12 protein-coding genes are annotated in these 25,699 nt (G+C 47.9%); 7 read left to right on the forward strand and 5 right to left on the reverse strand.

Annotation, left to right across the window (positions count from 1 at the left end; genetic code table 11):
- The first annotated feature begins 12 nt into the window (after positions 1-12).
- The 5 genes from OX890_RS13310 to recD all read left to right on the forward strand — a co-directional run bounded on the left by OX890_RS13310 (position 13) and on the right by recD (position 13,319).
- On the forward strand, positions 13-1,110 hold the full coding sequence (locus OX890_RS13310; protein ID WP_268649369.1) for a DUF58 domain-containing protein: 1,098 nt from the start codon (positions 13-15) through the stop codon (positions 1,108-1,110).
- Entirely contained in the window at positions 1,107-3,311 is a 2,205-nt protein-coding gene (locus tag OX890_RS13315; RefSeq protein WP_268649370.1) for a transglutaminase TgpA family protein, read from the forward strand. The genes OX890_RS13310 and OX890_RS13315 overlap by 4 nt, the downstream gene beginning before the upstream one ends.
- A 155-nt stretch (positions 3,312-3,466) precedes the next feature.
- Positions 3,467-7,270 carry an exodeoxyribonuclease V subunit gamma gene (gene recC, locus OX890_RS13320; protein WP_268649371.1) on the forward strand — a complete coding sequence of 1,268 codons (3,804 nt, stop codon included), beginning with the start codon at positions 3,467-3,469 and terminating at the stop codon, positions 7,268-7,270.
- Positions 7,267-11,085, forward strand: coding sequence for an exodeoxyribonuclease V subunit beta (gene recB / locus OX890_RS13325; RefSeq protein ID WP_268649372.1), 3,819 nt, complete (start codon positions 7,267-7,269; stop codon positions 11,083-11,085). The genes recC and recB overlap by 4 nt, the downstream gene beginning before the upstream one ends.
- Positions 11,082-13,319 carry an exodeoxyribonuclease V subunit alpha gene (gene recD, locus OX890_RS13330; protein ID WP_268649373.1) on the forward strand — a complete coding sequence of 746 codons (2,238 nt, stop codon included), beginning with the start codon at positions 11,082-11,084 and terminating at the stop codon, positions 13,317-13,319. The genes recB and recD overlap by 4 nt, the downstream gene beginning before the upstream one ends.
- Before the next feature lie 10 nt (positions 13,320-13,329).
- Here the strand turns inward: recD and OX890_RS13335 are convergent, their stop codons facing one another.
- Positions 13,330-13,788, reverse strand: coding sequence for a GNAT family N-acetyltransferase (locus tag OX890_RS13335; protein WP_268649374.1), 459 nt, complete (start codon positions 13,786-13,788; stop codon positions 13,330-13,332).
- Between the two features lie 397 nt (positions 13,789-14,185).
- Between OX890_RS13335 and OX890_RS13340 the strand changes: the two genes are divergently transcribed.
- Positions 14,186-15,199 (forward strand): D-alanine--D-alanine ligase, encoded by a 1,014-nt coding sequence (locus tag OX890_RS13340; RefSeq protein WP_268649375.1) that lies wholly within the window; start codon positions 14,186-14,188, stop codon positions 15,197-15,199.
- 209 nt (positions 15,200-15,408) lie between these two features.
- Here OX890_RS13340 and OX890_RS13345 read toward each other — a convergent pair whose 3' ends face one another.
- The 4 genes from OX890_RS13345 to OX890_RS13360 form a co-directional block, all read right to left on the reverse strand.
- On the reverse strand, positions 15,409-17,658 hold the full coding sequence (locus tag OX890_RS13345) for a sensor domain-containing phosphodiesterase (RefSeq protein WP_268649376.1): 2,250 nt from the start codon (positions 17,656-17,658) through the stop codon (positions 15,409-15,411).
- Between the two features lie 149 nt (positions 17,659-17,807).
- Entirely contained in the window at positions 17,808-19,022 is a 1,215-nt protein-coding gene (locus OX890_RS13350) for an RsmB/NOP family class I SAM-dependent RNA methyltransferase (RefSeq protein WP_268649377.1), read from the reverse strand.
- 144 nt (positions 19,023-19,166) lie between these two features.
- Positions 19,167-20,438: a sugar MFS transporter gene (locus OX890_RS13355; RefSeq protein ID WP_006087299.1), complete on the reverse strand. Its 1,272-nt coding sequence runs from the start codon at positions 20,436-20,438 to the stop codon at positions 19,167-19,169.
- 390 nt (positions 20,439-20,828) lie between these two features.
- Positions 20,829-22,457, reverse strand: a complete 1,629-nt coding sequence (locus OX890_RS13360; protein ID WP_268649378.1) for an alpha-glucosidase family protein — start codon at positions 22,455-22,457, stop codon at positions 20,829-20,831.
- Between the two features lie 496 nt (positions 22,458-22,953).
- On the opposite strand from OX890_RS13360, the gene OX890_RS13365 reads away from it, so the two are divergent.
- Positions 22,954-25,680 (forward strand): TonB-dependent receptor, encoded by a 2,727-nt coding sequence (locus tag OX890_RS13365; RefSeq protein ID WP_012089109.1) that lies wholly within the window; start codon positions 22,954-22,956, stop codon positions 25,678-25,680.
- Positions 25,681-25,699 lie beyond the last annotated feature (19 nt).

Raw genomic sequence — 25,699 nt, forward strand, 5'->3', positions numbered from 1 at the left:
AGTGATGCAGAAGTGAAACGACTGATACGCCCTACTTTCGTTCCGACTCTAGTACCGATTTGGCAGCGTTGGTTAGCAAGGCGTTTGCCACCGAGTCCTGAAATCACCTTAAGCCATCGCAGCATTTTTATTTTGCCGAGTGGTTTTGGCTTAGTTTGGCTCGGGTTGGTTTTACTCTTATATCTTTTTGGCACTAACTATCAAAATAACTTAGTCATTGGCCTTAGCATCTTACTCCTAAGCCTCTTTAATACCTGTATTCTCTACAGTTACAAAAATCTTGCTGGTCTACATTTACGCGCCATGACGCCGCCCGAAGTCTATGCGGGCGAAACCTTAACCTTTCCTGTCCTCATCAGCACGCATCACAGTGGCCATAATATTCAGCTTAACTATCCGCATAATCACACTTATACAGTGCAGAACGTCGGTACAGATGAACAGCAAGCGCTCGTGCCCTTCGAATATCATCAGCGGGGCCAAGTGTCACCGGGGCGGCTCAAAATTGAATCCTTTTATCCCTTAGGGCTGTGCCGCGCATGGTCCCATGTGGATTTGGCCATTAGTCACTTAGTCTTTGCCCAGCCGATTGAAGCGCCGCTACAGCTTGAGGCTGATCATACTCAGTCGGAGCAAGATCCCCTGCTACTGGCGGGTAAACATGTGTCAGGCATCGATGAGTTTAAAGGACTTAAACCCCATGTGCTCGGCGAGTCCCTCAAGCAAGTGGCGTGGAAACAGTGGGCGCAGGGTCGCGGTATGTTGAGTAAAGAATTCCAGCAGCCCCAAGGCGATCCCGTCTGGTTAAGACTCAGACCTGATGCTAAACGGCTCGAAACCCAGTTGAGTCAATTAAGCTGGCAAATCAATAAACTCACGCAACTCGAGCAATATTTTGGCCTACATCTGCAAACACCAATGGGCGAGGATATATTGATCGCGCCCTCTATCGGTCATAACCATAGAATCGCCTGCCATAAGGCCCTTGCCTTGTATCCACAGCTAGCGCCGTCAGCCGTTAATTCGTCATCAGCGGCAAAGCACTCAAATAAAACGGCTAAAACCACCAGCAAGAAACGTCATATCCCGACCTCGAGGGAACAGGCATGACATTAACGGCCAGCAGCACGACACCGCAAATTGGCGATAACATCAGCCGTCAGACTTTATTTTGGTTATTGATCACCAATATCGCCGTACTGAGCCCGCTATTTGATAAGACCACGCCTTGGACCTTAGGCATTTGCGCAATTTGTTTGCTGTGGCGTGTGGGGATTTATGTCGGCAAAGTGGCAAAGCCGCCGCGTTTTTTGGTGACCAGTCTTGCGATCGGCGCCGCAACCACACTGGCACTCGTTTCAAAGGAAATAGGCTTACTCAATGCGCTAGTGAATCTGCTGCTGTTAGGTTATGCCTTAAAATACATTGAAATGCGTAATCAAAGGGATGTGCGCGTTGTCGTCCTCGCGGGCTATTTTATTATCGCGCTGACCTTTATCGACCATCAATCCCTGCTTAATACCGCGCATTTACTCGTGGTAACGCTGGTCAATACCTGCGTACTCGTTACTTTGTATCAAGATAAACACTCCCTAAAACACACGGCATGGCTCGGTAGTAAATTTTTACTCCAGAGTGTGCCCCTCGCACTGCTGTTGTTTTTAGTGTTACCGCGTTTTGCGCCGCTCTGGTTAGTGCCCAACATGAAAGAAGCGCAAACGGGCTTGTCCGATAGTCTGGCCATTGGTGATATCGGCAAGCTCACCCGTTCGACCGAACTGGCCTTTAGGGCGAGTTTTACCAATGCGGCGCCCATTAATGCTGAGTTATATTGGCGCGCTCTGGTGATGGAAAACTATGACGGTATGACTTGGCGTCAGGAGGAAGGCATTAAAAAGCTGCAAAAAGATGCGCTGCTGTTTCCGCCCTCACGGCCAAGCCCCGCTTTGATGCTTAATAATCCAGCTTCGACAGTCACGAGTCCTGACTCTGTGAACTATAACCCTGATTTAACAAAGAGCCCCGCTTCGATAGACAGCGAAGGTCAAGATGCTGCAAAACAAGGCAAGCAAAACAATAAGCCGAGTATTCGTTACCAAGTGATTGCTGAGCCGAGCCACCAGCCGTGGTTATTTGGCCTCGATGTCGCCTACAGCCAAGATGATAGTGTGGTCAATATGCCTGATTATCGGCTGTTAGCACTGCGCAATGTCGATCAGCGAATGAGTTATCAAGTAGAGTCTTGGCCCAAGGCGAAGATGGATCTTAGGCTCTCTGCGCGGCAAAGGCAGATTAACCTCGAACTACCAAGTAACAGTAATCCACGAACTTGGGTGCTGGCCGAGCAATTCAAGACTCAGTACCCCGAGCCTAAGCCACGATTGTGGGCCATGATGCGCCACTTTAATACCGAGCCTTTTTTCTACACTCTCACGCCGCCTCCCCTTGGGCCGCAGCAAGTGGATGATTTTCTATTTGAAAACAAAGCCGGATTTTGTGTGCACTATGCCGCAGCCTTCATTGTTATGGCGCGGGCCACAGGCTTACCCGCGCGTATGGTTACAGGCTATCAGGGCGGTGAGTTTAATCCGCAAGCGGGTTACTACAGCGTGTATCAATATATGGCCCACGCATGGGCAGAGGTTTGGATCGAAGGTGAAGGTTGGGTACGTTTCGATCCGACCGCTATGGTGGCGCCCGATCGAATCGAACAAGGATTCGACGCCCAGTTTGATCCCGCGCTGAGTTACCTGCAGGAAAGTCCTTTTAGTAGCTTACGCTTTAAATCTATGCCTTGGCTCAATGAGTTAAGGCAACGTTTTGCCAGCATAGATTATTACTGGAGCGTGTGGGTATTGGGTTTCAATCAAGATAGGCAGAATCAAGTGCTCAGCGGCATCTTAGGAGATGTAACTAACACTAAAATCGCGGTATTTATGGGGCTATGTATCAGCCTTATCGTGCTCTATATCGCCTACAGTGCTGGGCTATTACATTTTAGCACTCAGGGCGATCTTATCAGCGCCCGCTATCAACAGATCTGCAATCGCCTCGCCCGCCATGGTATTAAGCGTAATGACAGTGATGGGCCAAACCAATTTGCGCAGCAGATTATCGAGCAATACCAACACAGTGCACCACTGCTTTGTGCGCTAATGCACACCTTTACCCAAAGTTATGTGGCGCTGAAGTATCAAGATTTACCGGCTGATGCCTATCAAGCGCATTTAACAAAATTTAAAGCGGCGGCGAAACAACTGAATTGGTTATTACTCAGGGCTAAGGTGAAAAAGAAGTTCACGCTAGCCTAGCATTGGTAAGCTGAGCATTAGCCGGCCAAGTTTCACCAGTTTAAGGCTCAGTAAACGCCTAAAATTGCGGGTTAATTCCACAGAAGCAGCAATAGTGTTGAATCTTATAAATCAAACACATAGAATTGTTTTACTGTCACCATGCCGAGTTGCACATGCTAAAGTTAATCCAGTCCAATCAGATGGAAGTGCTCTGCGCCCATTTAGCCGCTTACCTGACCCAACCCCTTGCTTTTGCACGTCTACTGAGTAACGAGCATATTCTGGTGCAGAGTCCCGGCATGTCCACTTGGCTGCGCCTCGAAATCGCCAAACAAAATGGGATTGCCGCCGCATTGGAATTCCCGCTGCCATCGAGTTTTACTTGGCAGTTGTGCCATGACTTATTGCCCGATGTGCCCAAAGACAACGCCTTCACTAAGGCGGCGATGACCTGGAAGCTGATGCAACTCTTACCGCGCATGTTGCAAAATGACGCCTTTGGGCCGTTGAGACACTATCTAAGTCATCAGCAATCCCGCACAAATGCCGCCGATACAAGTGAACTGCACAACACCCGTGATATGACGGCTGACGACATTAAGCTGTACCAACTCTGTGGTCGGATTGCCGATATCTTCGACCAATACTTAGTGTATCGCCCCGATTGGATTTTAGCCTGGGAGCAAAACGAGCACCCCGACTCACTCACCAAACCGCTGAATGAAGACCAACGCTGGCAACCCATTTTATGGCGCGCGCTGATTGCCTTTAACCGTGATGAGCTTAATCAAAGCCATTACCACAGGGCCAATCTGCACAGCGACTTAATTGCCGCGCTGAATAATCCCGACACGTCACTCGCCAAATTACCGCAACGCCTATTTGTGTTTGGCATTTCCTCGATGGCGCCGCAAACCCTAGAGGTGCTTTACCATCTGGCAGGCCGTATCGATGTGATCGTGCTGGGCTTAAGCCCGTGTCAGCACTATTGGGGTGACATTGTTGATCCCCGTAATCGTGCCCGCATGGCGGTGCAATATGCAGGTAAACGCCAATTAGCCGAACTGTGGGAAGATAAACTCGAAGTGGGTAATCCGCTGCTTGCCAATAACGGCAAGATGGGCCGGGAATTACTCGATATGCTGCTTGAGCTCCCCGCCGAACACTGCGACTTTGGCGATGATGTGTATTGTGAGCCCTGTGACGATCCCAACTCGCCGCACAGTCACGCCAGCATGCTCCACGGGGTGCAATACGATATTTTAGAGATGCAAACCTTAGACAGAGTGCTAGGGCCTGATGCCGAGCTGTATCAGAATGTCGAGAACAGACGCCTGCTTAAGCGCGACGATGAATCCATTCGAGTCAAGAGTTGTCACAGTCCACTGCGGGAAGTTGAAACCCTGCACGATCACTTGCTTGAGTTACTCAGCAACCATGCCGACCTGACACCCAAAGACATAGTGGTGATGATGCCCGATGTCGCCGCCTACGCCCCCTATATCGATGCCGTCTTCTCGGCGAAGCAAGGTCTGCATTACATTCCCTACGCCATTGCCGACCGCGGCGCAGCGCAGGAATCACCGCTCATCAATAGCTTTTTGAATTTACTCGGGATTAATCAGAGCCGTTTTGGTCTGACCGACATTTTGAGCATACTCGAAGTGCCCGCCATTTTGCGCCGTTTCCAGCTCGATGACGATGAATTGCAACTCATCCGCCGCTGGTTAGATGAAGCGGGCGTGCGCTGGGGCCGCGATGAACAAAGCCGCCTTAAGCAAGGCGTACCTGCGTTTGAGCAAAACTCCTGGGCCTTTGGTATTAAAAGGCTGATTTTAGGTTACGCCTTGAGTGACGATGCGCCGCTGTACCAAGACCATTTGATCGTGACTGGTATCGAAGGCCAATCGGCACAGGCGTTAGGTAAGCTACTCAATTTTATTGAAGTACTCGATGAAACGGCGCAAATACTCGCCTTGCCGCAAGTGGGTGCCCTGCGCTTAGCGGAATTAACTGAGTTGCTGGATGCTTTTTACGACACAGATGAAGATGAGCGCGAGCAGTTACAGGAAATCCGCGATGCCATTGCCGCCCTAGAGCAAGAGTTACTATCAGCGGGCAAGCCATTAGATACAAACTCGTTAGATACAAGTATGTTCGAGACGCTAGCCCAACAGAGCATAAGCGGACTTAGCCTCAGTATTGAAGTGCTGCAGCAATGGTTTAATCAACGCTTAACCGAATCTCGAGTCGGCCAGCGTTATCTTGCAGGAAGCGTGAACTTTTGTACCTTAATGCCGATGCGCTCGATCCCCTTTAAGGTCGTGTGTTTACTCGGCATGAATGATGGGGTTTATCCTAGGGTTCAGCATCCCGTCGGCTTTGATTTAATGGCACACTTTGGTGCCCGTAAAGGCGATCGCTCCCGCCGTCTCGATGACAGATATTTGTTTTTAGAAGCCTTATTGTCGGCGCGTGAGCAACTGTATATCAGCTATATAGGTCGCAGCGAACGAGATAACTCTGAGCGTATCGCCTCTATGCTCGTCTCTGAACTGATTGAATATTGTCAGCTGTGCTATTTGCCTGAAACGCTATTGGCTCAATCGCAGAAAGCTTCAATCCCCATAGACCCAGAAGATGCTGAAAAAGCCCTCTATAACGCGATCGTCAGCCACCAGCCGCTGCAACCCTTCGATCCTAAGTTGTATCAAGCCGCAGTAAAAAGTGATGACGAGAATAGCTCAAAAATAGATGGCTCAAGCATAAGTAAAAATGAGTCGGGCATAGGCCAAAGTTATAGCCAGCAATGGTGTCCGCCCAATGCGGCAGCGGCAGGCACACATGCGGGCCGCTTTATCGGCGCACAAACTCGCATCCTGCTCGAAGCGGATGAGCAAGACTCAATGCCAGATACAGAGGCGCAGCCCGCTTCTGTGCGCGAACAACAGCAAAGCAAGCAAGTGGATGTTTCTGCCCTGATCCGTTTCTTTCGAAATCCGGCGCAGTACTTCTTCAACCGAACGCTTAAAGTAGAACTTAGTCTTAATATTCAGGCAGATGATAATGACGAGCCCTTTAGCTTAAATGCCCTAGAGCGCTATATGTTACAGGCCCAGTTACTCGACGATGCCATAGGCCAAGGTCTGACTGAGCCCGATATCGAGCTAATTAAACGCCTCAAAGCCAGCGGCAGTTTGCCGATGCAGCCCTTCGATGATTTGCTGCTACGCCAATATCAGCACGATATTAAGCCTTTGATTGGTAGAACCTTGTTCCTCAAGGGAGAACAAACCAGCAGTCATGCGGATATTAAACTCGTGTTTGACTTACCCATCACGGCGGGTAAATCCCAGCAAGTGTTACTGCAAGGCCGTATTGATGACATCAGCCCTAAGGGATTAGTGAATTACCGTCCCGGTAGCGCCCACGGCCGCGATGTGCTGAGGTTATACCTTCGCCACCTGTGTTTAATGGCAATGGGCCACACACATGCAAGCTATCTACTCGACATGGGGCATTTCCACGCCTTAGCGCCAATCACTGCTGAGCGCGCCCATGCGTTACTGGCAGATTTGCTGGTGCTGTTTTATCAAGGTCAGCAATACCCACTGTGTTTTATGCCGCGCACCTCACTGGCCTACGTCAGCTGCGAGGGTGAGCACGATGAGCGTTTGCAGCAAACGTTACCTGAATGGCTGGATGAGCAGAGTCAATTAGGTGAAGGGAACGAGCCCCATTACCAACGCTTATTCAGTTTTCCGCGGGATTTCGCTGAGGATAGCTTTGGCGCATTAGCTGAGCGCATCTATCGCCCAATGGTGAGTTTATATCTCAAAGATACCTTGGCTCAGCTTGAAGAATTTGCGCTAAATGATGGCATGAGCCAAGGCCAAACTCCCAATGTACAAGCGACTGAAACACAAGCGACTGCAGCACATTTAAACCGCGATAGCGCACAGGGAGAGCAAGCATGAGTGAACAGATGCAGTTAAACGCAGCAGCGTTACATTCAGCGGCGCAGGCGCTTGATCCACTCACATTGCCCTTTGGCGGTAGTCGTCTGATTGAGGCCAGCGCTGGCACAGGTAAAACCTACACGATTTCAGGTCTTTATTTACGCTTATTGCTTGGTGATGGTATAGCAGCGCCGCTGACCTGTGAGCAGATTCTCGTGGTTACCTTCACCAATGCGGCCACCGAAGAGCTAAGGGATCGTATTCGCCGGCGTATTCAAGTCGCCTTTAAGTGCTTCTTAGGGCTAACGATTGCCGATCCCTTTGTGCAGGCGTTGTATGACAACACCCCAGAGAGTGAACGCGCCATTGCCCTGAGGCGATTCGATCTCGCCCTTAAATCCCTCGACGAAGCGGCAATTTTTACCATTCACGGTTTCTGTCAGCGAATTTTATCGGATCTCGCCTTTGAGTCTTCCTTGCTGTTCGAATCGGACTTTACTTTGGACGACAGCGAATTTTTGCACCATGCCGTGCGGGATTTTTGGCGTGAGGCCTGTTATCCGCTGCCCGATTACTTAGCACAAATCATTGCCAAGGAATTTGGCGAGCCCGATGGTTTAGTTAAGCAGTTGCGACCGCTCCTTGGCGCCAGTCAAGCAAAGCCTCTGAAACCCGCGCTTAAGTTTGATGCCTTAGCCCTGTCACTGCGCCAAAGTTTAGAGCGCTTTAAATTAGCTTGGCCACGGGGGCGCGATGGTTTATTAGCATTGCTACACAGTTTGCCACTGAATGGCACCCGCTTTGGCAAGGCAACGGATAAGTATCCCAAACTCGCCGCCATGTTCGATGCGCTGGATAACTGGCTCGCCTTCGGTCATGGGTTGCCGCCACTGAAAGAGTTAGAAGCCTTGTCCTTGTCTGAGTTAAAACTCAACAAGGGCGGCGTGATCCCAAGCGTGAGCGAAGCGCCGCTGATGGATCATATGGAGCAGCTCGCCACATTGATTGCCGCCATTAAACCGGCGTTTTTATATAGCGCGAAACTCGGCATAAGCGAGCGATTTGCCCAGCAAAAGCAGCAAAAAAACGTGCTGACTCCCGATGACTTGCTCACAACGTTAGCAAGCGCGCTACATGCCAATAATGAAACCTTGCCCAAAGCCGTAGCAACACGTTTCCCCGTCGCGCTTATCGATGAATTCCAAGATACCGATCCGCTGCAATTTGCGATCTTCTCTGGCATCTACCAAGACCGCTACTCGTTTGAGCAAGGTAAAAACGATACAGAAAATAAGCTCAGTCTGTTGATGATTGGCGATCCTAAGCAAGCCATTTATGCCTTTCGCGGCGCCGATATCCATACCTATATTGAGGCCCGTCATCATACGCAGGCCCACTATCATCTGGATACCAACTACCGCTCAAGCGCAAACATGGTCGCTGGGGTTAACCATCTGTTTAGTCAGCATCACGATCCTTTTATCAGTCAGTCGATCCCCTTTGATAGCGTGAAAACGCCCAGCAGTGCCAAGGGGAAAACCCTCACTGAAAAAACCGCCAATCCTGCCGCCTTAAGATTAAGACTCTTAAGCGAAAGCGCAGAAAACGGCCTCAACAAAACCACCGCAAGACACTTGCTCGCCGAAGATGCAGCAGCGGAGATCACCCGTTTACTGACAGATGCGGCCAATGGCGAATGCCACAGCCCGAAAGGGCCTTTAATCGCTAAAGACATCGCTATCTTAGTGCGGGATCGCAACGAGGCGGCGGTGATGAAAACCGCATTGAGTAAACGCCACATAGGCGCAGTGTTTTTAAGTCGCGACAGTGTATTCGATACCCTTGAAGCGCGGGAAATGGCGTTAATTTTACGATCTCTGGCGAATCCTAAGGATGAGCGGGCACTGCGCAGCGCCCTAGCCACGGCATTATTAGGCTACAGCGCCGAGCAAATTCATGCCTTTAACCAAGATGAAGAGCACAGACAGCTGTTATTAGAGCAGTTTTTTAACTTGCACCAAGTGTGGCAAAAACGCGGCATCATGCCCGCGCTATTAAGCCTTGCCAATAGCACTAAGCTGATTGACCGTTTACTGCACTCCGCTAGTACGCAAACCGATGCACAGGAGCAAGATGCCACGAATGGCGAGCGCCGTTTGACGGATTTTCGTCACCTTGCCGAGCTATTACAGCAAAAGGCCACCGAGCTTGATGGTATTAGCGCCCTGCTCAATTGGTATGAACAACAACTGATTGATAACACGGGAACCGATGAACAGCAGCTGCGCCTTGAAAGCGAGCAGAATCTGGTGCAGATCGTTACTATCCATAAGAGTAAGGGCCTTGAGTATCCTGTGTGCTTTGTGCCCTTTGTCAGCCTAGCCCGCGACAATCGCCGTCGTCCGACGCCTATGCTGTACCACAGAACCAACGACGCAGGTGAGCAAGAACTCGTGTGGGATATCGAAGGCACGGATGAAGGTTGGGATCGCGCCAAACAAGAAACCTTGGCCGAAGACTTGCGCTTGCTATATGTGGCGCTCACTCGGCCTGTGTATTTGTGTTACTTGTATATCGCCAATCACAGTCGTCAGCTTAAAAATGGCCTTAAAAGTCAGCTGCATGAAACCGCCATCGGCTATCTGCTCGGCATAGGCGACTCAGAATGTGACTTTACCCGTATCTGCAATGCAGCGCAGCAGCTCACACAAGATGTGGAAGCCATAAGTATTGATAAGGTGCCCGATGACATAGACGAGCGGCCATTGCCCTCAAGCCAAGACATAGCACAAATACTGAGCGCGAAAACCTTAACCCGCCAATACTGCACGCCGTGGCGAGTTGGCAGTTATTCAGGCCTAGTTAAAAATACCAGCCATGGCAAAGCCGCTCCGGGCGCCGATGATGAAGCATTAGGCACGCTTGAATATATGGCTGCGCAAACACTCTCTATTCCTGATGAGCCAAGTCATGAGCTGCAGGATGGCATGCTCAATCGCTTTAACTTTGAGCGCGGCGCTAACGCCGGTAGTTTTATGCATTTAGTGCTAGAAGAGATTGATTTTACGCAGGCAGACAGAGACTTACCGCTGCAACTGCCTAAAGCCATGCTGAAATACGGTATCGCGCCCGAGTGGCAAACGGTATTGCACACTTGGTATCTGGATGTGCTGCATGCGCCACTTGGGCTCATGCCAACAACAGTGCCATCATCAACAATGCCTACGACAATGCCTTCAACATCGGCCTTAGAGAATCATTCCAAGACACCCAAACCTGAGCATCCTGACTTGCGCTTAGCCAAGTTATCGCCGCAGGATACCTTAGTCGAAATGGAGTTTTATTTACCCTTAAGCGAGCTTAAGGATACTGAGCTCAATGCGCTACTGCAGCAGTTTGGCTATGAGTCGACACTTAAGTTTGATAATCTCAAGGGCATGCTCAAAGGCTTTATCGATTTAACCTTTGAATACCAAGGAAAATATTATATCGCCGACTATAAGTCGAATCATTTAGGCGACAACATCAACGCCTATCATCAGAGCGCGTTGCAAAGTGCCATAACCGATCATAGGTACGATTTGCAGTACATCCTCTACTCATTGGCGCTACACAGGTATTTGAGTTTACGCCTGCCAAGTTATGACTACGACAGCCATATCGGCGGTTGTTATTACTTGTTCTTACGGGGTATGTCGGCTCAGTATCCCGGCTACGGTATTTACTACGACAAGCCGCCGAAGGCACTTATTCTCGCGCTGGATTCACTTTTTAATGACAATTTATTTCACAGCAGATTAGCTGGTGCAATCGATACAGGAGTCACGGCATGATGCGCTCAACCCAAGGGCTAAATGCACATTCACTCACAGCCGCGAAATGGATAGACCATGGCGCAATCCAGCTTACCGAGCCGCTAACAGAGCTGTTAAAACTGTGGGAGCAAGAACGACTGCTTACACCGCTCGATCGGCATTTCGCACTCGAGATGAGCCACTTACATCCAAGTGACAGCCAACAACCCTTGTTTATTTTGTTGTGTGCGCTATTAAGCCAGCAATTATCTTCACAGCACAGCTGCCTAGTGCTCGCCCATATCGTGCCGCTTAATCCTATGGCCGAGCAAAATAGCCATTGTAAAATCAGCTTAAGCCTAGAAGCGCTCACCGAGACCTTGCAAACCTTTGATGCCGTCGGCCAAGCGGGCAGTAACAAACCACTTATTTTTGATAATGGCAGACTCTATTTGCAGCGTTATCATCAATTTGAAACCTCAGTGGCCGCTTCGTTAATCCGCCTATCGGGAAGCGTATCTAGGCACTTATCTGAAGAGGCAAACCATCAAGAGCAAACTCAAACCGCTAAGTTGCGGTCACTGCTAGATCAACTGTTCCCCGCCACTGTGAGCGATCCCTATTCACTCACTACCAATGTACTCACTACCAGTGTAATCACTAAAAGTGATGACACACAAAGCACAGCATCCATTGATTGGCAAAAGGTCGCTACAGCAACCGCACTGGGTAAAAAACTGGCGGTAATCACTGGCGGCCCAGGTACGGGCAAAACCACCACTGTGACTAAGCTTTTGTTATTGCTACAAATGGAATCACAGCAGGAAATTCGTTTAGTCGCGCCAACGGGAAAAGCGGCGGCTCGGTTAAGCGAATCGATCAAAGCCTCAAAAGCGCGTCTGGCGAAGGAGCTCAGCGCCCATACTGATGTTGTTGATGAAGCTCGCAATAGAAATAATCAAGACTTTTTAACGGCACTGGGGCGCATTCCAGAGGAAGCATCAACCCTACACAGACTGCTTGGGGTGATCCCCAATTCGCCGCACTTTCGCCACCATCAAGGTAATCCGCTTAGGCTCGACTTATTAATCGTCGACGAAGCCTCTATGGTCGATTTGCCCATGATGTATAAGCTGCTGAGCGCACTGCCTGAGCACGCCAGTTTGATTTTACTCGGGGATCAGGATCAACTCGCATCGGTTGAAGCTGGCGCTGTGCTCGCCGATATTTGTGCGGGCCTGAAAATACCAGTAGAACCCAATAACCTTGCGCAAAATAACACAGCATATAACAACTCTGCTCTGTGGCAAATGCGCTATTCCAAGGAGCAAGCTGAGCGTCTGAGTGCGTTAACGGGTTTTGAGTTAACGCCCTTTATCAGCGACGCGCCTAAACTTGGCGATAGCTTGTGTATGCTGATGCACAGCCACAGATTTAAAGGCGATGCAGGAATTGGACAACTTGCGAGCGCCGTTAATCGCGCAGATCTTCAAGGCATTTTGCAGGTTTGGCAACAAGGCCCTGCTGAATTGAGCTGGTTAGAACACAGCATGGCTGTAAGCCAAACCCAAGCCAAAGTGAGCGAGCCTGCTAATAATATGGGACTCAATTTACTGCTGGAGCAAGCCTGCCAGCAATATGGTATTTATCTCAGCGCCTTGAATAGCGATGTAAACATTAGCGATGGAAGTCATAGTGATTTAAGTAAGCGTCCAAGCACAGCTGAGATCATAGAAAGCTTTAACCAGTACCGCATTTTATGCGCCATGCGCTCAGGCGATTATGGGGTTGAAGGCATCAATCAGTATGTAACTCAAGCATTGGCCAATGCCAAGCTGATTAAACCGCTACAGGAGTTTTATCTGGGTCGGCCGATTATCATCCAAAGCAATGACTATAACTTAGGCCTGTTTAACGGTGATATCGGATTGATTTTGCAGGATGAAGATAAACCCGAACGTTTAATGGCGCACTTCATCAAGGCCGATGGCAGCCTGCTAAAAGTCTTGCCAGCCCGTTTGCCCAGCCATGAAACCTGTTACGCCATGACAGTACACAAAAGCCAAGGCAGCGAATTTAGCCGCGTGGCCTTAGTGCTGCCACCGAGCCCCAGCTTAGCCCAATGGCAACTGCTGACTAAAGAGTTGGTTTACACCGCCATCACCCGCGCTAAAGTGCATTTTACCTGCTTAGGCACCCAGCACGTATTCGAGCGGGCCAGTAGCCAAGCAACCCAACGCGCATCGGGTCTTGCAGACAGGCTTTGGGGTTAAGTTAGTTCGTTTAGCTCAAGACTAAGCTGTAACGGAAAGAGGTTTTGGTAAACCCTATACTTTCATAGTATTGCTGCGTGGCAATGCGCTGGGTCGATGTAGTGAGTTCAAGTAACTGACAGGCTTCTTGTCTTCCCCGTGTTTTAGCAAAATCAATCAGTTGAGTGCCTATGCCCTGACCTCGCATGTCGGCATCCACTACTATCGCCGTAATGCGACAGATACGACTCAAAGCGGGGAAATAATCAAAGAACATCAAGACCATCACAGCAACAACTTGCGGCTCACCCTGCGCATTGAGTTGCTCGTATACCAGTAACTCATCAGTGCGAGAATGGGGATTATCTTGGCACTCGGTTAACGTCTTGGCTAACGCGGCCACAGGTAAAACATAACCTAGCTGCTCAAGTAGCAGTTGAATACTCTGTGCATCGTGTAACTGAGCTAACCGAATGTTTTTATTCATCATACAGATTTTACCCTCGTCATTTACCAAAACTCTTTACGATGACTTTCAACCAAGTATTCCCTACAACAATGCCATGTTGAAGCGCATCCCGAATGCTAATTTTTTTCGCGGCTATTCATCGCGGCTAATAGTGATTCCACAGTTGCAAAACATTGGCAGCTAACCCCACAAAAATCAAAATAAATTCGCCGAATGCACAAGCCCTTATTTGCAATGCGATTAAATGCGTTGCAATGCGATTAAATGCGTTAAAATTCACCACTTAATAGCCGTCAGTCAGCAAAACCTTGCACTCATGGGGACAAGAAAACTAAGATGACAGCGGTTGTACTATAGGATGATGTTCGTATTGCCACAGGCCGATATCATCCGATTTTGCTCACTTTGAGGAATCATAATGTCTAAGATCAATCTGCTTTTGCTGTGCGGCGGCGGAAGTGCCGAACACGATATTTCATTAATGTCGGCCAACTATTTTGAAACCTCACTGGCAAAATCTGAGCAGTTTTCCGTGTTGCGAGTCGAGCTAGATAAATTCGGCCAGTACCGCACCACCGCAGGTGATGACTGTGAACTGACCAATAGCCGCGAAATTCGCTTCCGTGATGAAAGCAAAACGCCATGGCCAGTCGATTACGTCATTCCTTGCATTCATGGCTATCCCGGCGAGACCGGCGACATTCAATCCTATTTTAATCTGATCCAACTGCCCTATTTTGGCTGTGAATCCGAAGCGAGCAGTAACTGCTTCAATAAGATCACCGCTAAAATGTGGTTCTCGGCCTTAGGTATTCCTAATACGCCGTATATTTTCCTGAATCAGTTCGATGATGCGGCGATTGAGCAAACCCAAGCGGCATTGGCACAATGGGGATCGATCTTCGTCAAAGCAGCATCACAGGGTTCCTCTGTTGGTTGTTACAAAGTGGATGACAGCGATAAAGTTGCAGGCGTGCTTAAGGATGCTTTTGGCTATGCACCCTATGTGATCGTTGAAAAAACCATAAAAGCCCGCGAGTTAGAAGTAGCAGTCTACGAGTACAATGGTGAAGTGGTGGCGACAGTGCCAGGTGAAATCATCTGTGATACCAACACCTTCTACACCTTCGATGAGAAATACGCCAAAAACAGTAAAGCGCGCACCGATGTTGTCGCGCAGCATGTGTCAGCTGAGATCAGCGAACAAATCCGTGCCTATGCAATCAAGGCATTTAAAGGAATGAAGCTGCGTCACCTGTCACGCATCGACTTTTTCTTAACCGCGGACAATGAAATTCTATTGAATGAAATCAATACGTTCCCAGGTTCTACGCCGATTTCTATGTTCCCTAAAATGCTGCAAAATCACGGTCACGATTTTACGCAATACTTGAGCCTAGTGATTAACGGTCAGCTAAACGCTAAATCTTAACGCTCGCCAACCTGACTCAATGTGAACGCAGATACAGTGTGCAGCACCCGTTTTCAGTAATAAAAAGAGCGCCGAAGCGCTCTTTTTATTTATTATATTTCAATGTGTTACATCTAAAACTTGAATTCTTACCTTACATCTAAATCCGATATCTAAATCAAACTGTCGCTGATTAAGCCGCCCTCACATCTAGGTCCAACGTCAAAACCCTAATGCAGCTCAGCTTGCTTTGCCAACAGCGCAAAGAAGACGGCTTTAGGCATAGGTTTATAGAATAGGTAACCTTGAATTTCTTGAATATGATTTGACATCACAAACTTAAGCTGTGACTCAGTTTCCACCCCTTCAGCCGTCACGGTTAAATCTAACGCATGGCTTAACCGCACTATGGCCTCCACCAACGCTTCGTGACGCTTGCCTTCATCTAATCGGTCGATAAAGCTCTTGTCGATTTTAATTTGATCGATAGGGAAATTCGCCAAATAGGACAAGGACGAATAGCCAGTACCAAAGTCATCCAAGGAAATGTTAATCCCCATAATCCGTAAACCATTAAGCACATCAATAAGATGCGTATGTTGCTTCATCAGCAAAGACTCAGTGATCTCAAGGGTTAACCTGCCGTAGGGGAAATCTGTCACCTCAAGTTGCTCGGTAATCGCGGCAAAGGAATCCACAAAGGCATCTTGCAGTTCATGGGACCAAAACTCAAAGGTCGACACATTCACCGATAAGTTAATCGGCCAATTGTGAGCCTGCATCTCTAAGATGGTTTGCATAGCGCCAAGGCGCACATCTCGACCAATATCAACAATTAAGCCGCTGTTCTCCGCGATGGGAATAAACTCATCGGGGGAAATGAATTGCCCTTCATGCTGCCAGCGCAGCAGCACTTCGGCGCGAACAATCAAACCTGTGGTCGCATTCACTATGGGCTGGTAATAAAGCTCAAAGGTTTGTTGATCGAGTGCCTGCTTAAGTTGATTATGAAGGCTGGCAATGCGCTCGGCATTAAGCTGCATTTGCTCAGTAAAAAAATGATAACGATTACGACCGTTAGCCTTTGAAATATACATGGCCTGATCGGCGCAATTTAACAGCTGCTCTAGATCGAGGGCATCTTCAGGAAAACGCGCAATCCCAATGCTTACCGAACTATAAACACCTTTGCCATCGGCAAGCACATAACGTTTAGCCACATGCTTATTAATTGTTTCAGCAAGTTGCGCCAACTCTTTCTGATTGACTATCCCAGGTAACAGTAAGGCAAACTCATCACCGCCGAGGCGCGCAAACACCATAGTGTCATTGAGGCACTCGCAAATCTGCCGCACCACTTGCACTAATAACGCATCACCTTTGTCGTGACCATGGGTGTCGTTAACTTGTTTAAAGTTATCTAAATCCATCAGCATAAAACTAAATCCGGGCGTCAGACTGTCGGAGGTAATTAAGGATTGGATCTGTTTAAACAAGGCATTACGGTTAGCAAGCCCAGTCAGCGAATCATTATTAGCCTGATACTTAATCAGCTGCGCCGCTTTTTTACGTTCGCTAATATCTGAAAAAAGCCACGCAAAACAAGGTTGTAATCCGTTGGGTTCTCGAAATGTGGTGACGATAAGATCTAGATAAAACTCCTCACCATTGCCCCTTAAGCCAACCAATTCCCCCTGCCACATTTTATCCTGCGCTAAATGCTCAAATAGGCCGACTAACTCATTCGATTGAGACGCAGATAAAAACATCTTGGGGTTAAAGTTAGCAATATCAATATCTTGTGGAAGAACGATGTGTTTAAAAGCGGGGTTAGCATAGAGAACGGAATCATCGGAATTGGAGATAACCAGTGCCAAAGGTAAGCGGTCAAAAATTTTCACAGCTAAACGCTGAAACTCCATTGCTCGACTGCGTTCAATGGCTAAACTGGCTAATCGCGCCGCCTCTGAAATCAGCTCTAAATCAAGCTCTGTTGGGGACTTTATCGTATCGTAGTACATGGCAAATGTACCGAGCACTTTGCCTTGAGTATCTTTGATAGGTTCAGACCAACAAGATTTAAGACCGGCGCGTAATGGCAGTTCTTTATAATTTTCCCAATAGGGATGTGTAGCTATGTCTTCAACGATAACCCGCTTTGCGAAATACGCCGCTGTTCCGCAGGAGCCAACATTGGGGCCAATCTCGACCCCATTAATCGCTTGGTTGTAACTGTCGGGTAAATGGGGCGCAGCACCTAACAACAAACGTTTGCCATCACCGCTGAGCAGTAATATAGATCCACGAGTGCCTATCTTTTGCGCTTCGATTTTTAGCACTAAGGCGTGCAAGATTTCATGTAGCGGTGCGCCATTAAGCAGCATAGAGAGAACACTGCTATAGCAAGCTATGCTGACATTGTGGGCGAGTTTAACGTCAGCATGGTCGAGCAGATCTGGAAGATTAACGCCGTACGCCATAATTCCCTTAGAAACAAAGTTGCAATATAAATACACATTCACAATGTTAAAATATTTATAACTTATAGGAAATTCTAGGCACTAATGTTAACTAAGTAAACCCTGTATCAATTCAATAAAGGGCTTACTTTAGTCTTAACTGCAAGGCTTTATTCTTGAATACGTTCAAGTTTTGCAAGGTAAAAACCATCAAATCCGCTATCGGCTGGGCTGATACTTTCATCCTCAATCAGGCGGAAATTAGGATTCTCAGCTAAAAACGCATCGACTTGACCGCGGTTCTCGCAAGGGAAGATAGAACAAGTCGCATAGACGACTATGCCACCGACTTTGACCATGCGGCTGTAACTGTTCAAAATGTGTTTTTGCAGCTCCATTAACACAGGTAAACGCTCAACGGTATCGCGCCATTTTGCATCTGGATTACGCTTTAATACGCCCAAACCTGAGCATGGCACATCGAGTAATACTCGATCGGCGCTGAGTTTTAAGCGTTTAATGGTTTTACTGCTGGCGATAACGCGGGTTTCGACATTGTGCGCGCCATTGCGACGGGCACGCTCTTTGAGTTTGTCGAGTTTCCATTGCTCCACATCCATGGCCAACAAGCGCCCTTTGCCCTGCATTTGCGCGGCTATGTGTAAAGTTTTGCCACCCGCGCCTGCGCAAGCATCAATAACTTTCATGCCTGGCTTGGCATCAAGCGCCGCCGCCACGCGCTGAGAGCCCGCATCTTGCTGCTCGAATAAGCCATCTTTAAAGCTTTGGGTACGGAACAAGGCAGAATCGGAGGTCACTTCAAGGGCCGAATCTACCCCATCAACGCTCAGCGTGCTCACAAACTCAGCGGCAAGCTTAGCGGCCAATTCCTCACGCGTCACTTTAAGGCCATTTGCGCGTAAAAAACGCTTCGGCGCTGTGCTTAACGCGGCGCGCTCCTTTTCCCAAGACTCGCCTAATTGCTCACGGCCCATCGCATCGAGCCACTCAGGACAACCGTCCCACAATACTGGCTTAGTTTTCGCCTGCTCGGTACGCTCAGCTAAACGCGCCTCATCGACTTGCAGCGAATATTGCATTTTAGGCAGTTCAAGCCCGTGGAATAAATGCCACGCATTTAGCAATTTAGAGCCGAAACGCTCCATCTCATCTGGACTGATTTCCGCCAGATAACAATATAAATTTAAACGACGTAGGATATCACCCGTCGTTAATGCGATACGCGCCTGTTCGGCGGGTACCAATTGCAACCCAGAAAAATGCTGAGAATAGGCCCGATCTAAGGGTTTTCCTTGGCTCAGCACCATAGTTAAGATACTGATCACTAATTCGTTCGAGCTGGCAGAAAGCGGAGAATTCAACATTTAAAAGGTCACCATGAATGATAAAACCGGAGGATCATAGGAGGTCAGGCCCTAATACGCAAGCACGCTGGCGCTGAGTTAAGGTTAAAGCCATAAAAAAAGCGATCCAAAGGGATCGCTTTTTAGTTTTAGCCAGTTAACCCGTTACATTTTTGAGCCTTTAGAGCCATAGAACAGGATAAAGCCATAACAAATCACGGGCAGAATAAAGGCGAGTTGCACGCCAAGGTTATCCGCTAGCATGCCTTGGAATAAAGGTAGAATCGCCCCACCCACAATCGCCAGACACAAAATGCCACTGCCCTGTGAAGTGTGTGGACCTAAATCACGCAGCGCTAAGCTGAAGATCGTTGGGAACATAATCGAGTTAAATAACCCCACACCAAGGATTGCCCACATAGCAATGCTGCCACTGGTTGTCATCGCCACAACCACAAGTAGCGCCGCCATAAAGGCATTAAAGGCAAGCACTGAGCCAGCAGGCACTTTTTGCATTACCACAGAGCCAATGAAACGTCCCACCATAGCGCCGCCCCAGTAATAGGCGATGTAATGGGCGGCTTCGGCTTCTGGCATACCGGCAATATGGCTTTCACCTAAGAAGCTGACCAAGAAGCTACCGATAGACACTTCGGCACCGACATACACAAAAATACCCACAGCGCCGAGCACTAAGTGCTTGCTTTGCAAGGCACTGGTTTTACCTAGATGGGTTTGGACTTCACCTTGAACACTTTCATCATGCTCACGGATCACAGGTAAATCTAACTTCGCAAAAATCAGCGCTAAAATAGCCAAGGCACCAGAAAGCAACAGGTATGGCAGTTTTACCACTTCGGCTTCGGCGCTCGCGTGGGCTAAATCGCTTGATACAGAACTGGCGACAGAAAGAATTAACATGGCACCAAAGAATGGTGCGACTGTTGTACCTAGCGCATTGAAAGCTTGCGTTAAATTTAAACGGCTCGAGGCAGTTTCGCTACTGCCTAAGGCGTTAACATAGGGGTTAGCTGCCACCTGTAGGATAGTGATACCCGATGCTAGAACGAATAACGCGCCAAGAAACAGATTATAGGTCGCTAGCGTGGCCGCAGGATAAAACAGCGCACAGCCAATACTCGCAATCACAAGACCGGTAACAATCCCCTTTTGATAACCCAGTTTTTTCACTAAGTTACCGGCTGGGATCGACACTAAAAAGTAAGCACCGAAGAAACAAAACTGGATCAACATGGCTTGAGTGTAATTCAGTGAAAACACCGCTTTAAGATGCGGGATCAAAATATCGTTCAAGCAAGTGATAAAACCCCACATAAAAAACAGTGAAGTCAATGAGATCAAGGCAAAACGATAACTGCCCGACCCATTTTCGCCAGTGCTGCTCGTGTAGCTACCGGTATTAATTGATGACGCCATAGTTATTCTCTCTGTATGTTTTTATTATCAGGAACTCAGTAAGGTTACATTCCCCAGTATGCCCGTGGGCGGCTTTACGTCGAATAGTGGGCTTGGGTTTATACCCAAGCTACCTGAAGATACGAGTTTCAGAGCACCTAGGGTGCTTCAATTCAAGGCGCATCAATGACAGAATGTCGGCCACCTTTTGAATTGATGCAACACCGAAGTGGAGTGCCCTAGGCGCTCCGTCCCGGCGGGTTTTAACGCACTTTATGCCGTGTTGGTTATTTTTAACTTAGTCCACTAGGTCTGCAAATAACCGCCTTGCCTAAAGTGCGTTAAATTCCCGCTGAATCCAGCATCTTCAAGTTGTTTGGGTATATAACACCTCAGCCGAATAAAAATGAATCATTTTCCGTTTAAAACTGCATAAAAGCTGGCAAATGCCGAAAACTTCAGCTGATTGTTTTCTATTTGTGCGGTTTTCAGGCCGTGTCCCGTTAATATTTCACCCAATTTAAACTGTGATAAATCCAACTCAACATTGGTATCGCCTAAGTTGAATCCGACGAATATTTTGAGCTCTCCTAAGGTGCGGATAAAGGCCAAGATGGGCTCGTTGGTATCCACAAATTGGATATCGCCTTCAACCAGCACTGGGTGTAATTTACGCCAAGCAAGAAAACGTCGATAACCGTTAAGCATGGAATCTGCATCTGATTCTTGTACATCCACCGCTAACACTTGATGCGCAGGGGCGATCGGCAACCAAGGCGAGACCTCACTAAAACCACTAAAATCGGCGCCTTGCTGCCATGGCATTGGCGTACGGCAACCATCACGGCCTTTAAACATAGGCCAGAATGTTTTGCCAAAGGGATCTTGCAACTCATGGTATTCAATCGGCGCTTCGGTTAAACCGAGTTCTTCACCTTGATAACCACACACACTACCGCGCAGTGAACTTAGCATGGCATTGAGCATTTTGACCATGTCTGAATTCTGCTTGCCCTGCCCCCAACGGCTCGCTACGCGCTGCACATCATGATTACCGATAGCCCAACAAGGCCAGCCATCACCTATGCTCGCTTCTAATGCCTCTACGGTTTGGCGAATATAAGCGGCGCTGTAATCGTTGGTCAGTAGCTCAAAACTGTAGGCCATGTGCAGGCGATCTTCACCCTTAGTGTAAGCCGCCATCACAGCTAAAGAGTCTTCTGCCGACACTTCACCTAAGGTCACCGCACCAGGATAACGATTGATAAGCTTTCGTAAATCTTCGATAAACGCGATAGTTTGCGGACGGTCATTATTGTAGTAATGATATTGATAGGCGTAAGGGTTATCTTCGCTGAAACCTCGGCCCTGACGTTTATCCTTAGGTTTTGCCGGATTGTCCCTGAGCTGTTCATCGTGATAACAGAAGGTAATCGCATCTAAGCGGAATCCATCAACGCCTTTTTTAAGCCAGAATTCAACATTATCCAGCACAGCTTGGCGCACGTCAGGATTATGGAAGTTGATATCGGGCTGGCTACGCAGGAAGTTATGTAAATAGTATTGTTGTCTGCGCGGTTCCCATTCCCAAGCACAACCGCCAAAAATCGCGAGCCAGTTGTTAGGCGCAGTGCCGTCTTCCTTAGGATCGGCCCACACGTACCAATCCGCTTTGGGATTCGTACGGCTCTCGCGGCTTTCAACAAACCACGCATGCTGATCAGAGGTATGACTTAATACTTGATCGATAATGACCTTAATGCCTAAGCCGTGGGCTTTTTCAATCAATTCATCGAAATCATGCATAGTGCCAAAAAGAGGGTCAACTTCGCGGTAATCACTGATGTCGTAGCCAAAATCTGCCATAGGCGATTTAAAGAAAGGTGAAATCCAGATAGCATCGACATTGAGGCTTGCAATGTAATCCAGCTTAGCGATAATGCCACGCAAATCACCAACGCCATCACCATTCGTATCTAAAAGGCTACGCGGATAAATTTGGTAAATCACCGCACCACGCCACCAAGTTAACTCACTCATTGTTGCCCCTTTATCGTTATTCTACAGCGATCATTCCCTAACACACTCACGCAAACAGTTATCGTTTTGTTACTGCAGAGTAAAGGTATCGCGGCTTATTTTGTGTCACCGAGCATACGTGAAGAGGGAAATAAGGTTCAATACACCTGCATACGTATGCAGAAGACCGCGCCATAAATCACATTGAGCCACAACTCACTTTACCATTTACTAACAAACACTTAATTGCAAAATAAAATCATTTTACTCCATGAGATTTCCCTCAATTAACGGCTATTCTTAACTCAACGAGGCATTGAATACGTATGCACTCTGTTGTTCCGCTAAGAAGCTCGGGAGTAGTATCTTCACCGTTGCATAACAATTTGGTCATAAACGCAGCACTTATGCAGTCAATTAAGCGCCCAGATACCAAAAAAAAGGCCGCAAACATAACGCGGTGATAACGATAAAACGCTCTACAAAGCGATAAAGCGACTCCAAGGGGAAGAGAGATATGATGCGATTTAAACCCAGTTTGCTAACCTTAGCGCTCATTGCCGCAGGTGCGAGTATGCACTCCTATGCGGCAGATGAAGCGGCGACAGATAAGACAGCTAAAGATGAAAATATTGAAGTGATTCAAGTCACTGGTATTCGTCGTAGCTTGCAAGAATCCCAATCACTTAAGATGTCATCTTCTTCTATCGTTGAAGCCATTTCAGCGGAAGACATAGGTAAATTACCTGATGTCAGTATTGCAGAATCTCTAGCACGATTACCTGGCGTATCGGCACAACGACTCGATGGTCGTGCCAACGTAATTTCTATCCGCGGTATGGGCCCTGACTTCACTACCGCCACATTAAATGGTCGCGAACAAGCCTCTGTAAACGATAACCGCAGTGTGGAATTCGACCAATATCCATCTGAGTTATTAAATCGCGTTGTGGTTTACAAGACACCCGATGCCTCTGTGATGGCACAAGCCATCGGCGGTACGGTTGATATGCAAACAATCAGTCCTTTAGCCCACGGTGAACAAACGATTGCCGTTTCGCTACGCGGCGAAATGAACGATTTAGGTTCATTAAACAGCGGCTCAAGTGACACAGGCTACCGCGGCAGTATCTCTTATATTGACCAATTCGCCGATGACACTATTGGTGTCGCCATTGGTTATGCTCGCATGATGTCACCTAACCAAGAAGAACGTTGGCAAGCTTGGGGTTACCCAACCAATGACAATAGTGATAGCGTTTTAGGTGGTGCAAAACCTTTCGTTCGTTCAAGTGAATTAGAACGTGATGGCGTACTCGCCGTATTTGAATATGCGCCAAATACCACTTACCACTCGACCTTAGATATTTACTACTCAAAATTTACCGATGATCAACGCCTACGAGGCATTGAAATACCTGGTGCTTGGGGCACAAACGGTGGCGTAATTCCGACGACAACTGATAATGGTTTAGTCACAGAAGGTGTCATCAAAGGCGCTGAAGTCGTTATCCGTAACGACGTGAACAAACGTGATGCGGATTCTCTGTCTATTGGCTGGAATAACAAATTCAACATCAATGATAACTGGAATGTTGAAGCCGATATCTCCATGTCTAGAGCTAACCGTACTGACATAGGTATGGAAAGTTACTCAGGAACTGGCCGCGGTACAGGTGTGGGTGCGGTTGACGATTTAGGCTTTGCTTACAACGGTAAAGGCGGTTATGTATTTGACCATAACCTCGATTATTCTGATAAAAACCTGATCAAACTTGGCGACCCACTCGGTTGGGGTAGCCCGCTAGGCGCTAACACTCAAGACGGCTTTATCAACAAACCTGAAATTGAGGATGAGCTAAAATCCTTCCGTTTAAGCGCTGAATATGTGCTCGATGGCGGTGCCGTTCGTAGCGTTGAGTTTGGTGTGAATCGTACTAATCGCGATAAAACCAAATTAGATAAAGGTTATTACCTGACACTTAAAGGGTATGACGGTTCTGCCGATTACACTATGGCAGTACCAGATCAATACTTACTTGCACCAACGTCACTCGACTTCTTTGGCATGGGCAATGTATTAAGTTACGACTCGTTGGCTTTCTACAATGACGGTAACTATACAGAAACTGACGTCGCTGATGTGGATCTTTCCCGCGCTACTAACTCTTGGGCTGTACAGGAAAAAGTGACAACGGGCTATGTGATGGCCAACCTTGAATCCGAAGTATTTGGTATTCCTTTGACTGGCAACGCAGGCTTACAAGCGGTTCATACCGATCAATCCTCTGACGGTACAGTGGCAACGGTTGAAAATGGCTTAGTGGTGTTAACACCGCGCACAGCGGGTGATTCCTATGTTGAATGGCTGCCAAGCGTTAACTTAAGTTTCGAAGTCGCCGATAGCCAAGTGGTTCGTTTAGCCGCAGCGCGCACGTTAACCCGTTCACGCATGGACAAAATGAATGCCAACCTAAACTACACTTATTCAGCTAACCCAAGTGGTGGCAACGTTAACTGGAGTGGTAACGCAGGTAATCCTGAGTTACGTCCATGGTTAGCCCGTCAATATGACTTAAGCTATGAAAACTATTTCAGCGACCAAGGTTATTTCTCGGTAGCGGTATTCTACAAAGATCTTGAAAACTTCGTTTACGATCAACATACAGACTTTGATTTCAGCACCCTATTCCCACAAGGACCTACTGATAACCCGATTGGCGATGTCACCCAACCACAAAACGGTGAAGGGGGTTATGTTCAAGGTGTTGAAGCCTCTGTATCTGTCGACTTTGGTATGTTTGCCGATGTGTTAAGTGGCTTTGGTACTGTTATTAGTGGCTCGTATAACGACAGTGAAGTGAAAGAAACCCCGACCAGTAATCCAACAACCTTGCCAGGTCTGTCAGAAAAAACCTTAAACGCAACGATCTACTATGAAAACTCAGGCTTTGAAGCACGCATTAGCTCACGCTACCGCAGCGACTTCCTCGGTGAAGTCACAAAGATCAGCCTGCAACGCGAAAACGTGAACATCAAAGCTGAAACTGTGGTCGATGCACAAATCGGTTATGACTTTAGCGAAAGCGGTATCGAGTCCCTGTATGGTTTATCAGTCCAGTTCCAAGTGAACAACTTAACCAACGAACCTTTCACCTCTTACACTAGCGATGATCAACGTTTAGTCCGTGATTACCAAAACTATGGCCGTAACTTTATGTTAGGCGCGAACTATAAGTTCTAATCCTGCACGGCTTAAAGCC

Origin of the sequence: Shewanella sp. DAU305 (assembly GCF_026802235.1) — a bacterium.
Classification (GTDB): Bacteria; Pseudomonadota; Gammaproteobacteria; order Enterobacterales; family Shewanellaceae; genus Shewanella; species Shewanella baltica.